General features: G+C 73.8%; 10 protein-coding genes and 1 pseudogene. 5 read left to right on the forward strand and 6 right to left on the reverse strand.

Annotated features, from left to right (window positions below; all coding sequences use genetic code 11):
• Positions 1-149: 149 nt before the first annotated feature.
• Positions 150-623: pseudogene (locus ACIBK6_RS15740) on the reverse strand (EamA family transporter); the annotation flags it as partial.
• Here ACIBK6_RS15740 and ACIBK6_RS15745 point away from each other — a divergent pair.
• A complete protein-coding gene (locus ACIBK6_RS15745; protein ID WP_399051777.1) occupies positions 614-2,056 on the forward strand; it encodes a PLP-dependent aminotransferase family protein in 1,443 nt (480 codons plus the stop codon). The pseudogene ACIBK6_RS15740 and the gene ACIBK6_RS15745 overlap by 10 nt on opposite strands.
• 138 nt (positions 2,057-2,194) lie before the next feature.
• On the opposite strand, the gene ACIBK6_RS15750 is transcribed toward ACIBK6_RS15745, so the two are convergent.
• Positions 2,195-2,605, reverse strand: a complete 411-nt coding sequence (locus ACIBK6_RS15750) for a VOC family protein (RefSeq protein ID WP_399051778.1) — start codon at positions 2,603-2,605, stop codon at positions 2,195-2,197.
• 287 nt (positions 2,606-2,892) lie between these two features.
• Here ACIBK6_RS15750 and ACIBK6_RS15755 point away from each other — a divergent pair, with 287 nt between their 5' ends.
• Both ACIBK6_RS15755 and ACIBK6_RS15760 read left to right on the forward strand, forming a co-directional pair.
• Positions 2,893-4,266, forward strand: a complete 1,374-nt coding sequence (locus tag ACIBK6_RS15755; protein WP_399051865.1) for a GNAT family N-acetyltransferase — start codon at positions 2,893-2,895, stop codon at positions 4,264-4,266.
• 112 nt (positions 4,267-4,378) lie between these two features.
• Positions 4,379-6,055, forward strand: a complete 1,677-nt coding sequence (locus tag ACIBK6_RS15760) for a DUF885 domain-containing protein (RefSeq protein WP_399051779.1) — start codon at positions 4,379-4,381, stop codon at positions 6,053-6,055.
• A gap of 59 nt (positions 6,056-6,114) precedes the next feature.
• On the opposite strand, the gene ACIBK6_RS15765 is transcribed toward ACIBK6_RS15760, so the two are convergent.
• Positions 6,115-6,600, reverse strand: a complete 486-nt coding sequence (locus tag ACIBK6_RS15765; protein ID WP_399051780.1) for a rhodanese-like domain-containing protein — start codon at positions 6,598-6,600, stop codon at positions 6,115-6,117.
• A 95-nt stretch (positions 6,601-6,695) separates the two neighbouring features.
• Between ACIBK6_RS15765 and ACIBK6_RS15770 the strand changes: the two genes are divergently transcribed.
• Positions 6,696-7,142 (forward strand): Lrp/AsnC family transcriptional regulator, encoded by a 447-nt coding sequence (locus tag ACIBK6_RS15770; RefSeq protein WP_399051781.1) that lies wholly within the window; start codon positions 6,696-6,698, stop codon positions 7,140-7,142.
• Between the two features lie 33 nt (positions 7,143-7,175).
• Here ACIBK6_RS15770 and ACIBK6_RS15775 read toward each other — a convergent pair whose 3' ends face one another.
• From ACIBK6_RS15775 to ACIBK6_RS15785, 3 genes are all read right to left on the reverse strand, one after another.
• Positions 7,176-10,190, reverse strand: coding sequence for an AAA family ATPase (locus ACIBK6_RS15775; protein ID WP_399051782.1), 3,015 nt, complete (start codon positions 10,188-10,190; stop codon positions 7,176-7,178).
• Entirely contained in the window at positions 10,187-11,341 is a 1,155-nt protein-coding gene (locus tag ACIBK6_RS15780; RefSeq protein ID WP_399051783.1) for an exonuclease SbcCD subunit D, read from the reverse strand. Before ACIBK6_RS15780 ends, ACIBK6_RS15775 begins: the two co-directional genes overlap by 4 nt.
• Positions 11,342-11,411: 70 nt before the next feature.
• Positions 11,412-12,038 carry a YigZ family protein gene (locus tag ACIBK6_RS15785; RefSeq protein WP_399051784.1) on the reverse strand — a complete coding sequence of 209 codons (627 nt, stop codon included), beginning with the start codon at positions 12,036-12,038 and terminating at the stop codon, positions 11,412-11,414.
• Between the two features lie 171 nt (positions 12,039-12,209).
• On the opposite strand from ACIBK6_RS15785, the gene ACIBK6_RS15790 reads away from it, so the two are divergent.
• A complete protein-coding gene (locus tag ACIBK6_RS15790; protein WP_399051785.1) occupies positions 12,210-13,133 on the forward strand; it encodes a phytoene/squalene synthase family protein in 924 nt (307 codons plus the stop codon).
• The last annotated feature ends 6 nt before the right edge of the window (positions 13,134-13,139 follow it).

Genomic DNA, 13,139 nt, shown 5'->3' on the forward strand with positions numbered 1-13,139 from the left:
GCGCACACGGTCGCCGAGAGGAGTCGGGGGCCCAGCGGTCGCAGCACGGGCACGGCGAGCACCGCGAAGCCCACCTCGCCGAGCAGTGCCGCGGCCGAGTAGGCGATCCCGGCCGGGTCAGTGCGGCCCCAGCCCTGCACCACGAAGGCCCCCGCCGCCACGAGCAGCGCCCCGTACAGCGCCGGCCGGGCGGGGCGGCGCCCGTCGAGGAGCGGTACGAGCACGGCCACCACGACGGGCGCGCAGCCGACGAAGACACCGGGAACGGCCGGTTCGGCGGTGCGTTCGGCGGCCAGGACGGCCAGGTTGAAGCCGACCATCCCGACCGCGGCGAGCAGCGCGAGGCGCCCCCAGGCACGCGCGCCGAGCCTGCGCAGCGGCGCGGTGGCGCCGCGGCCGAGGAGCGGCAGGAGCAGGAGAAGGGCGAGTCCGTAGCGCAGCGCCTGGCCGCTTGCGTACGGGTAGTCGCCGAGCAGGCTGTTGGCGGTGAAGGAGCCGCCGACCAGGACACAGGCGAGGGCGGCGAGCGCCGCGCCGCGGAGCCGGGTCGCGTTCGTGGAGTGCATGGGGTCGACGCTAGTGAGCGCGGCGGCTCCCTTTAAGGTCCACTTCCATGACGTCATCGGGGACCAATGCGGCACCGGGCGGGGGCTCGACGGCGTGGCACGCGGCCTGGGAGCTACTGCTGCCCGCCGCCGCGGCACCGGCCCGGCAGCGCGGCCGGATGCTCCAGTCGGCGCTGCGCGAGTCGGTGCGTTCGGGGCGGCTCACGGCGGGCACCCGGTTGCCGTCGAGCCGTGAACTCGCCGCCGATCTGGGGGTTTCGCGCGGTCTGGTGACGGAGACGTACGAGCAGCTGACCGCCGAGGGCTATCTGCGCAGCGGCCGGGGATCGGGCACCTGGGTGGGTGAAGCGGCGCGCGCCGCGACCGCGCCGCGGGTCCATGACCTGGCACCGAGGCCGTCCGGCGCGGTGGCCGAGTTCCTGCCGGGGACGCCGGACCTGTCCTTGTTCCCGAGGACGGCCTGGACCGCCGCGCACAAGCGGGTCCTGACCGGGCTGCCGCACCGGGCGCTGGGCTATCCGGATCCGCGCGGGATCCCGGAGCTGCGGACCGCGCTGGCCGGGCTGCTCGCCCGCAGGCGCGGCGTGGTCGCGGATCCGGAGCGGATCGTGGTGTGCTCCGGGGTGGCGCAGGCGATGACGCTGCTCGGATTCGCCCTGGCCGAACGGGACTTGAACGTCGTCGGGGTGGAGGACCCCGGCAGCCCCGAGCACGGCACGCTGTTCGCGTCCGCCGGGGTCCGCACCGTACCGCTGCCGCTCGACGCGGAGGGACTGGCCACCGGGCCGTTGCGCGCGAGCGCGGTGCGGGCCGTGGTGACGACTCCGGCCCACCAATTCCCGTCCGGAATCGGGTACTCCGCCGACCGTCGGGCCCAACTCCTCGACTGGGCACGCTCGGTGGACGGATTGGTGATCGAGGACGACTACGACGGGGACTTCCGCTACGACCGGGCACCGGTGGGCGCACTCCAGGGCCTCGACCCGGAACACGTCGCCTACACCGGCTCGGTGAGCAAGTCACTGGCGCCCGGGCTGCGGCTCGGCTGGCTGCTCGCGCCAGAGCGGATCCGCACGGCCGTCGTCGCGCGCAAGCGCACCATGGACCTCGGCAACCCGTCCCTCGACCAGGCCCTGCTGGCCGACTTCATCACGAGCGGTGCCTACGACCGCCAACTGCGCCGCTGCCAACGCGCCTACCGCGAGCGCCGGGACGCCCTGGTGACCGCCCTTGCGCGGCACTTTCCCGGCGCCCGGGTCAGCGGCATCGCGGCCGGACTGCACATCATCGTCCGGCTGCCCGAGCGGTACGGACCCGAGCCGGTGTTCCTCGAACGGGCGGCCCGCGCGGGCGTGGCCGTCCGCCCGCTCACGGACTACGGCACCGCCGCGGCGTCCCGCGCGGGGGTGACGCTGGTCCTCGGGTACGCCCATGTGGCGCCCGGCGACATCGGGCGGGGGATCCGGCTCCTCGCGGAAGCGGCCGGTTAGCCGCGGCGCTGGACAGGCCGCCCCGTCGGGCGTTGGACCAGCCGCGGCGTTGGACGGGCCGCCGGGTCAGGCCTTGGACGGGCCGCCCCGTGAGGCCTTGCACCGGCCACCCCCGTCAGTCGTAGGACGGCCCGCGGTTCAGGCGTTGGACCAGCCGCGCTTGCACAGCACCAGCCGGTATCCGTCCGGGTCGGCCACCGTCACACCCCATTCGTTCCAGTACGGGTTCGGCGACTGGACGCGTACTCCGCCGTGCTCCACCAGGCGGCCCACCAGTTCGTCGGGCACCTCCTCGTCCAGGTAGACGACGAGCAGGTCCTCCTCGGTCGGCCGCGGTTCGACCGGGTGGCCCGCCTCGTGGACCAGCTCCAGATGCCAGTCGGCGTCCGGCCAACCGACCATCAGGAGCGCGTGCCCGCCCACCGCGTCACCGCCCTCGACCCGGTGGACGACCTTCAGGCCGAGGCCCTCGACCCAGAAGCGCTCGGCCGCCGCGAGGTCGCGGGACGGCCGGGCGATGCGGATGTGTGAACGGCCACCGATGGGCATGCGCTCCCCCCTCTGTCTGCCGGGCCGCCCCGGTCGGCGTCCCCTACCGGCAAGCTAACCGCCCAAGATCGGCCGGTCGATCGGCCGTTGGTCCCGGGTCGAACGGCCTAGGCCATGGCGGAGACCGGTGGCGGGCGGGCTCGGGGCCGGAGGCGAACACTCCACGCCACGGCCGGTAAAAAACAGCCAAAAGAGCACCAGAAGCACACTTAACCCGTCAGTCACAAAGCGTTCGTGATCACGCAACACCACTGAGTCACAGTGACGCCATGACTGATATGCAGGGATTGAGCTCCGAGAAGCACGCCCGCCGCCGGCACCACTGGCGGCGGGATCTGGTGGAACTCGCCGCGCTGTTCACGGCCGTGGCCGTCGCCGACGGGCTCGCGAACGTGGTCGCGCACGGTCCCGACGGGCCGTTCCTCCTGATCGCCTCGGCCGTGGCCCTGGTCGCCACGGCGGCGTTCCACACCTGGTGGGCCCGCCGCCACAGCCATGCGCCGCCGGTCCTCGATACCGGCGGCGGCGCAGCGACCGGCTCCGACGGCGAGAACACCGAGAGCGCTCCGCGCGAGACGGCGCTGTGGCGGATGCGGACGACCGTACGGGACGAACCCGGCAGCCTCGCCGCGCTCTGCACCGCGCTGGCCGGGCACCGCGTGGACATCCTCACGCTGCAGACGCATCCGCTCGCCGACGGCACGGTGGACGAGTTCCTGCTGCGTACGCCCGCCGAACTGTCCGCCGCCGAACTGTCCCGGGCGATCGCCGCGGTGGGCGGCAGCGACACCTGGATCGAACGGGCCGACGCCCACGACCTCGTGGACGCGCCGACCCGGGTGCTCGGCCTCGCCACCCGCACCGCGCTGGACGCGGCCGAACTCCCGCTCGCGCTGCGCCAGTTGCTCGGCCGCTGCACCATCCACTCGCTGCCGCCGGTCTCCCTGACCGGCCGCCCCACCGGTGAGACCGCCCCCGTCGAGGGCGTACTGGAGGCGACCACCATGCGGCTGCGCGACCCGAACGGCGGGGCGATCACCATCGAGCGGCCCTATCTGCCGTTCACACCCGCCGAGTTCGCCAGGGCCCGCGCGCTGGTCGAGCTGGATGCCCGCCTCGGCCCGCGCATCCCGCGCAGCGAGGACGTGCTGACCCTGCCCGAGGGCAACGAGATCACCGTACGGCGTGCCGACCAGAGCGACATCGAGGCCGCCAAGGCCATGCACGAGCGCTGCTCCGAGCGCACGCTGAGCCTGCGCTACCACGGCCCCGTCGCCGACGCCGACCGCTACCTCGGGCACCTGCTCAGCCCGCGCTACGGCCGCACCCTCGCCGTGCAGACCACCTCGGGCCGCCTGGTCGCGCTCGGCCATCTGCTCTGGGACGGCGACGAGACCGAGGTAGCGCTGCTCGTCGAGGACTCCTGGCAGCGCCGCGGGATCGGCTCCGAGCTGCTGCGCCGCCTGGTCGAGCTCGCCGTCGAGGCCCGCTGCGACAGCGTCTACGCCGTCACCCAGGCCGCCAACACGGGCATGGTCGCGGCCATGCGCGGGCTCGGTCTGCCGCTCGACTACCAGATCGAGGAGGGCACCCTGGTCGTCACCGCCCGCCTCGGCAAGAGCGCCACCGCGACGCCGGCCGCCCTGCGCGAGCGGCGCTAGGGCCTGTCCGGCGGATCTTGTCCGGGACGCGGGACGCCTCTGCGGCGGCCCGGTCAGGCGCCCCGGCAAGATTGGTGGTGACGCGGAGCCCTCACTCGTAGAGGATGTCCGCATGTCAGTCACTTCCAGCAGCGCGCTGCCCCGCCAGGTCGCCGACGCCTACGTCGACGCACTCATCGAACTCGACCCGATCACCGGGAGTTATCTGGGCGTCAGGGCGAGCCACGCCCTCCTTCCGGACTTCTCCCCCGCAGGACAGTCGGCCCTGGCCGACCTGGCGCGCACCACGCTCGCCCGCCTCGACGAGGCCGAGCGGCAGCCCGGCGCGGACAGCGACGCCGAGCGGCGCTGCGGCCGGCTGCTGCGGGAGCGGCTGACCTCCGAACTCGCCGTGCACGAGGCGGACGAGGCGCTGCGCACGGTCAGCAATCTGCACTCGCCGGTGCACAGCGTCCGGATGGCGTTCACCATGACGCCGACGGAGACCGAGGAGGACTGGAAGGCGGTCGCCTCCCGGCTGCGCGCGGTGCCCGCCTCCGTCGAGGGCTACCGCGCCTCCCTTGAACTGGGCCTCGAACGCAAGCTGTTCGGCGGCCCGCGCGCCACCGCCACCGTCATCGGCCAGCTCGGCGAGTGGGTCGACACCCGCTTCTTCGAGGGGTTCGCCGGACCTGGTCCCGAGGCGCTGCGCGCCGAACTCGACGCGGCGGCCGACGGGGCGTCCGCCGCCATCGCCGCGCTGCGCGACTGGCTGCGCGACGTGTACGCGCCCGCCATCGAGGGAGCCTCCGACACGGTGGGCCGCGAGCGGTACCGGCGCTGGTCGCAGTTCTACAACGGCACGGCGCTCGACCTGGACGAGGCGTACGCCTACGGCTGGTCCGAATACCACCGGCTGCTCGGCGAGATGAAGACCGAGGCCGCCAAGATCCTGCCCGGCGCGGGCCCTTGGGAGGCCCTCGCCCACCTCGACGAGCACGGTACGCACATCGAGGGCGAGGACGAGGTGCGCGACTGGCTCCAGGCCCTGATGGACGAGGCCATCGAGGCGCTGGACGGCACGCACTTCGAACTCGCCGAGCGGGTACGGAAGGTGGAGTCCCGCATCGCGCCGCCCGGCGGCGCCGCGGCACCGTACTACACCGGCCCCTCCGAGGACTTCTCGCGCCCCGGCCGCACCTGGCTCCCCACGATGGGCGAGACCCGCTTCCCGGTGTACGACCTGGTGTCGACCTGGTACCACGAGGGCGTGCCCGGCCACCACCTCCAGATCGCGCAGTGGGTGCACGTCGCCGACCAGCTCTCCCGCTACCAGGCCACCGTCGGCCATGTCAGCGCCAACGCCGAGGGCTGGGCGCTGTACGCGGAGCGCCTGATGGACGAGCTGGGCTTCCTCACCGACCCCGAGCGCCGGCTCGGTTACCTGGACGCGCAGATGATGCGGGCCTGCCGGGTGATCATCGACATCGGCATGCACCTGGAGCTGGAGATTCCGGCGGATTCGCCGTTCCACCCGGGCGAGCGCTGGACGCCGGAGCTGGCCCACGAGTTCTTCGCCGGCCACAGCAGCCGGCCCGCCGACTTCGTACAGAGCGAGCTGATCCGCTACCTGTCGATGCCGGGGCAGGCGATCGGCTACAAGCTGGGCGAGCGGGCCTGGCTGCTCGGCCGCGAGAAGGCCAAGGCCCGGCACGGCGACGCATTCGACCCGAAGGCCTGGCACATGGCGGCCCTTTCGCAGGGCTCGCTCGGCCTGGACGACCTGGTGGACGAACTCGCCAAGCTCTGAGCCGGGTTGGGGCGGCCGGTACCCGGGGCCGCCCCGCACTCCCCTGTGACGGTGCCGCGTCAGCAGCCGCAGTCCTCCGAGTCGGCCGGCGCGGTCAGCGGGTCGGCGGCACGCCGCTCGCGGCCCTCCCAGGTCTCGAACGCGAAGCCCTCACGCACCCAGTACTCGAATCCGCCCAGCATCTCCTTGACCTGGAAGCCGAGTTCGGCGAGGGCGAGGGCGGCACGGGTGCCGCCGTTGCAGCCGGGGCCCCAGCAGTACGTGACGACCGGCACGGACTTGTCCAGGAGCTGCTCGGCCTGCTCGGCGATGAGAGCCGTCGGCAGGTGGACGGCGCCGGGGACATGGCCCTGGTCCCAGGACGCGGTGGAGCGGGAGTCCAGGACCACGAAGCCGGGCTCGCCCTCGGCGGCGAGCGCGGCGGCCACGTCGGAGACGTCGGCGTGGAAGACGAGGCTGGCACGGAAGTAGGCGGCGGCGTCGGCGGGGGCGGCGGGGGCCACGCGCAGGACCGGGTTCGCGGGGGCGGCGAGCTGTGAAGTCATGGCTGGAAATCTATGTGCCGATGATCAACTCCCGGAAGGTCCGATCCCCGGAACATCTCTTGATCTGCCGGGGATTTCACTGTTGTCTGGTCGCCATGACCGAGTATTCCCCGGACGCCACGGACTGGCGCATCCTGGACGCCCTCCAGCAGGAAGGACGGGCCAGCTTCGCCGAGCTGGCCCGTGCCGTGTCGATGTCGGCGAGTGCCGTCACCGAACGGGTGCGGCGCCTTGAGGAGGCCGGGGTGATCGCGGGGTACACCGCCGTGGTCGACCAGGAACGGCTGGGCCGGCCGATCCTCGCCTTTGTGCGGTTGCGCTATCCGAACGGCAATTACAAGCCGTTCCACGATCTGGTGGACGCGACGCCGGAGATCATGGAGGCGCACCATGTGACGGGCGACGACTGCTTCGTGATCAAGGTGGGCGCCCGCTCCATGAGCCACCTGGAGGAGATCTCCGGGAAGATCGGCTCGCTGGGTTCCGTGACGACCAGCGTCGTCTATTCGTCCCCGCTGCCGAGGCGCGCCATCGGCCGCTGAGCGCGGGCCCGGGCGGGGTTCAGAGACAGCCGCTCAGCCCTCGGCTCCCCCGCCCCGCAGCCGCACCGTCGAGCCCGTCCGGTCCTTGACCACTTCCAGCTGGACCGGGATGCGGCGCCGCAGGTCGCCGACGTGGCTCACGATGCCGACGCTGCGGTCGCGTTCGCGCAGCGAGTCCAGGACGTCCAGGACCTCGTCCAGGGTCTGGTCGTCCAGGCTGCCGAATCCCTCGTCGATGAACAGGGTGTCGAGCCGCGCCCCGCCCGCCTCGTCGGTGACGACATCGGCCAGGCCCAGGGCCAGCGCGAGGGAGGCGAAGAACGTCTCGCCGCCGGAGAGCGTCGCGGTGTCCCGCTCGCGGCCCGTCCAGGCGTCCACGACGTGCAGCCCGAGGCCCGAGCGCCCGCGGCCGCCCCTGGCGTCGGAGTGGACCAGGGTGTATCGCCCGCCGGACATGCGCTGAAGCCTTGCCGTGGCGGCGGCCGCGACCTGTTCGAGGCGGGCGGCCAGCACATAGGACTCCAGGCGCATCTTGCGCTCGTTGTCGGCGGAGGTGCCCGCGGTGAGCCCGGCGAGGCGGGCCACCCGCTCGTACTCCTCGCGCAGCGGGCCTATCCTGCGGGTCTCCTCGGCGGCCCGGCCGCTCAGCGCGTGCAGTTCGGCGCGGCGGGACCGGGCGGCCGCGAACGCCGACGCGGCGTCCCGCAGGGCCCGATCGGCCTCGGCGAGTTCGGCCGCGGCCTGCTCCGTGCGGGCCGCCGGGAGCCGGCCCGCCTCGGCTGTCTCCGGCTCGGCGAGACGCGCGGTGACCGCGGCCTCCTGCTGCTGCCACGCGTCGAGCCGGTGCTGGATGTCCCGCTGGCCCGACTCGTCGATCAAGGCGGCCGATGCCGCGGCGGGGGTGTCGAACCCGGCCCGGAACGCCGCCTCCGACAGGCGTCCGTCGGCCTCCTTGAGCCGCTCGGCGGTGGCCTCGACGGCGCGGACCGCCTCCACGGCCTCGGCGAGGATGGCCATCCGGTGCTCAAGGAGCGCCGCCTGCTCGGCGACGCTGGCCGCTCCCGCCCGGACCTCGCTCAACTCCCTTTCCAGGACGGCCCGTTCCTTGTCGAGCGCCTCCCGGTGCGCGGTGCGGGCGGCGATGTTCTGCTGCGCGGTGCGCTGCGCGGCGATGCGCTGCTGGTGCTCGCGCTCGGCCGCGGCGAGCGCCTCGCGTGCCGCGTGCAGACCGGCCGCCGTGGCCCGCGCCGCCCGGTGCTCCCGCTGCAACTCCCCCGCCTCGTCGGCCAGTTCGGCGACGCTCGCCGTGCCCGCCTCGGCCCGCGCCCCGGCGAGCTCCTCCCGTACGGCGGAAAGGGCGAGCTCGGCCTCGGCGCGGGCCTTCTCGGCCTGCCGGTAGGCGTCCTGCGCGGCGTCCTCGGTGGCGCGGTCTACCTGGCCGGTGCCGGGGCGCGCGGGCGCGGGATGGTCGGCCGAGCCGCACACCGTGCAGGCTTCGCCGTCGCGGAGCCCTGCGGCCAGTTCGGCCGCGATACCGCGCAGCCGCTCCTCGCGCAGCGCGAGCCAGTGCTCGTGCGCGGTGTTGGCGCCCTCGCGGCTGTCCACGTGCCGCCGGTCGGCCGCCGTCAGACGGGTGTGCAGCGCATCGCGCGCGCGGGCCGCGTCCAGACGGCGCAGGGCCGGTTCGAGCCGGCCGGCCAGCTGTTCCGCGCGCGTCGCCGCTTCGTGGGCGGCGTCGATCCGCGTCTGGTGGCCGAGCCGGGCGGCCTCCCAGTCCGCGAGCCAGCCCGCGGTGTCGGTCAGTACGTCCTCGTCGGCGCGGGCCTGCCGGTCGAGCCATACGCACTCCTCGCCGATCTCGGCGCTGCGCCGCTCGGCCCGGCGGGCGGACTCCAGGGCGCCGAGGTCGTGGCGCATCTTCCGTTCCAGCGCGGCGAGTTGGTCCGCGCTGGCATCGGCGAGCTGGGGATGCAGCCGGGCCCGGGAGCGGTCACGTTCGGCGGCTGCCGTGTGGTGCTCGCGCTCCGTCTGTTCCCACCAGTGCAGTGCGGGCGAGACCAGTTCCGCCTTGCGGGCCGTGTCGAGGCGGGCGCGCAGCGCGTCCCGCTCGGGACGGCGGGCCGTCAACTCCTGGGCGCGGTGGCGGGCTTCGGCGTACCGCTCCTGGCGGGCGGCGAGCTGGCGGGCCTCTTCAGCGGTGCGGCGGGCGGCGGCCTGCCTGCTTTCGGCGGCGGCCACGGCGGCCGAGGCGATGTCGAGCCGTTCGTGCGCGTCGCTGCGGGCGACGGCCGCCCATTGCAGGACGGCCGATGCCAGGCCCGGGTCCCCCGGTCTGGCGTCGGGCAGCGGCCAGTCGCGCGTGTCGGCGCTGTCGCCCGCGGCCTGCGCCATGCGCTGGGCGACGGCCAGCAACTGCCCGTCGCCGTCCTTGACTTGACGCTCGGCTCTCTTGCGCAGTTCGGCGAGGCGGTCCTCCACGGCGGCGAACCTGCGGGTGTCGAAGAGCCTGCCCAGAAGCTGGCCGCGCTTTTCCGCGTCCGACCTCAGGAACTTCGCGAACTCCCCCTGCGGCAGCAGCACGACCTGGCAGAACTGCTCCCGGCTCATCCCGATGAGCTGCCCGATCTCCTCCCCGATCTCCTGGTGCGAACGGCTCAGCGACCGCCAGGCGCCGGCGGCCGGGGCGTACTCGCGCAGCCAGGTCTGCGCCTTCTCGGTGGTGAAACCGCTGCCGCGCCTCTTGGGCCGGTCCTGCTGCGGCTGCCGGGTGATCTCCAGCCGCCGCCCGCCCACGGTCAGTTCGAGCAGGACCTCGGTCAGGGTGTCCGGCGCCGCGTGGTCGCTGCGCAGGATGGTGGCGGCGCTCTGGCGGGCGCCGGGCACGGCTCCGTACAGAGCGAAGCAGACGGCGTCGAGCACCGAGGTCTTGCCGGCGCCGGTCGGTCCGTGCAGCAGGAAGAGCCCGGCGGCGGACAGCGCGTCGAAGTCGACCTCCTGGGTCCCCGCGAAGGGGCCGAAGGCCGTGACGCGCATGCGGTGCAGCCTCACCGGGCCACCTCGCGCACGCCGTCGTCCACCCGTACGGCGTCGAACGCCCCTTGCAGCACCGTCCGTTCACGGTCGTCGGGGCCGCTGCCGCCGCGTACATGCGCCACGAAGTCCTCCGCGATCTGCTGGTCGCTGCGGCCGCTGAGCCGCTGGGCATACGAGGCGTGCGCGTCCTCGTCGGCCCGCTCGGGGTCGAAGACCAGGCTCAGCGTGTGCGGGAAGCGCGCGCCGAGCCGGGCCATGGCGTCCGTCGGCCGCACCGCGTCGGTCAGGGTGGCCTCGACCCACGCCTCTTCGTGGCGGGCCAGCGCCGGGTCTTCGAGGAGTACGTCGAGGTGGCCCCGGATCCGGGCGAGCGGGCGGGGCACCGGGCAGTCGATCCGCTCGGCCGTGATGCCTCCGTCGGCGGCGAGATCCACGAGCCACATGGATTTGCGGTGGGTGGCCTCCGAGAAGGAGTAGGCGAGCGGCGAGCCCGAGTAGCGGACCCGGTCGGTGATCGCCTGGCTGCCGTGGAGGTGGCCGAGGGCCACGTAGTCGACGCCGTCGAAGACCCCGGCGGGTACGGCGGCCACGCCCCCCGCGGTGATGTCGCGCTCGCTGTCGCTGGGGTCGCCCCCGGCCACGAAGGCATGCGCGAGGACGACGGACCGGGTGCCGTCGGGGCGCGCCGCGAGGTCGGCCCGTACGCGCTCCATGGCCGCGCCCAGTACCGCCTCGTGCCCGGCCTTCGGCGCCCCCAGCTCGTCGCGGACCAGCGCGGGCTCCAGGTACGGCAGTCCGTAGCAGGCCACGTCGCCGATCATGACCGGGGTACCGCAGCCCGCCGGGTCGGTGCGCAGATGGATCCCGGCCCGCTGGATCAGCCCGGCCCCGACACCGAGCCGGCGCGCCGAGTCGTGGTTCCCGGAGATCATCACCGTCGGCACTCCGGCGTCGGCAAGGCTGTGCAGCGCCCGGTCGAAGAGGTCGACGGCGGCGAGCGGCGGCACGGCGCGGTCGTACACGTCCCCCGCCACCAGGACGGCGTCCACACCCCGGTCACGCACCGTCGCCACCAGGTGGTCGAGGAACGCGGCCTGGGCACCGAGCAGATCGACCCGGTGGAAGGACCGGCCCAGGTGCCAGTCCGAGGTATGGAGGAATCGCATGATCCCCGAGGGTAACGGTGGCGTCTGACATCACGGGCGGTAACGGGGATATCCGGCTGTTGCCCCTGTCTCAGGCGTCTCCGTACGCCTCTGCGCCCAGCTCCAGCGTGGCCGTGCCGGCGGTGGCGTCGGCGAGCCAGCCGCGGAAGGCCTCGACGTCGGCCTCGGGCAGTGCGATCCCGATGGTCACGGCCTCCGCGTAGCGCACCTCGCGCACCGCGCGGCCCGTCGCCCGCAGGTCGTTCTCCAGCTTGCCCGCGCGCTGGTGGTCGACCGTGACGGTGGCCAGCCGGAAGCGCCGGCGCACGATGGTGCCGAGCGCGTCCAGCGCCTCGCCGACCACGCCGCCGTACGCCCTGATCAGGCCGCCCGCGCCGAGCTTGACCCCGCCGTAGTACCGGGTGACGACGGCGACGACGTACCGGACCTCGCGCCGGGTCAGCATCTGGAGCATGGGCACTCCCGCGGTGCCGCCGGGCTCGCCGTCGTCGCTCGCCTTCTGTACCGACGCGTCGGCACCGATGACGTACGCGAAGCAGTTGTGGGTGGCCGTCGGGTGCTCCTTGCGGATGCGGGCGACGAACGCCTGCGCCTCCTGTTCGGTGGCGGCGGGCGCGAGCGCGCAGATGAAGCGCGATCGGTTGATCTCGCTCTCGTGCACGCCCTCTCGGGCGATGGTCCGGTACTGCTCCTGCATCCGCCCACCCTATGCGCCCCCTGCACCCGCCCCCACGGACCGGGGCGGGTGCAGGGCCGGCGGCTGCCGGGCGGCGTGATCCACTTACCCCGGGATTCGACGCCCGCAGGCATGACAGACCGGTCACTCGTGCAGCACATGTACGGGGGCCCGTAGCAGGAGGCACCAGAGATGAGCGCGTGGAACCAAGCCCTCGACGCCGCGGGCATCCGCGACCCCGGGCTGCGCGACGACTACACGCTCCAGCGCGAACTGGCCGCCCGCTTCAAGCGCAGTGCCTATCTGGCCGCCCGGATGCTGCTGCCCAGGCCGCTGTTCCCGCACGTGGTCGCGGCGACCGCCTTCATGCACCACAGCGACAACCTGCTCGACAGCGGGCCGAGGGACGGACGCGCGGCGGTGTACGCCGAGTGGGAGCGCCGCGTGCGCGACGGCCTCGCCGACGGCGACAGCGACCACCCGGTGATCCGTCCGCTGCTGCACACCATCACGGTGCGTCCCCAGCTGCGCGGCCACGTCGAGGACTATCTGCGGACCGCCCGCGCCGACCTGGAGTTCGCCGGATTCGCCGGGGAGGCGGACCACCAGGCCTACATCGACGCGTACTCGCTGCCCGCGTTCATGCTCGTCGCCTGCCTGCTCGCACCGGAGGGCGACGGCTCGGACTTCCGCGCGGCGTGCCGCACGTACATCGACGCGAGCCAGCGGCTCGACTTCGTCAACGACCTGGCGGAGGACCTCGCCGACGGGCGGCTCACCATCCCGCACGAGACGCTGGAGCGCTGCGGGGTCACGCGCGAGGACCTGGAGCGGGCCCGTGATCTGCCCGGCACCCGGGAGTTGATCACTTCCGTGCTCGGGCAGGCCCGCGACGCCCTCGCCGAGAGCCGGCCACTGGCCGGGATCGTCCCGGCGCCGGGACGCCCGCTGGTACGCGCCCTGATCGCGTTCGACGAGCTCACCATCAGTGCGGCCACCCGCAAGGGCGTCGGCCTGCTGAAGGAGTCGGCCCGGCCGTCGGCGCCGGGGGCCGCCCGCGTACTGCTGCGGGAGTACACCCGGGCCCGGCGGATGCGGCGGACACTGAAGCCGTAGCGGGAA

Source organism: Streptomyces sp. NPDC050485 (assembly GCF_044458185.1).
In the GTDB taxonomy this organism is placed as follows: domain Bacteria; phylum Actinomycetota; class Actinomycetes; order Streptomycetales; family Streptomycetaceae; genus Streptomyces.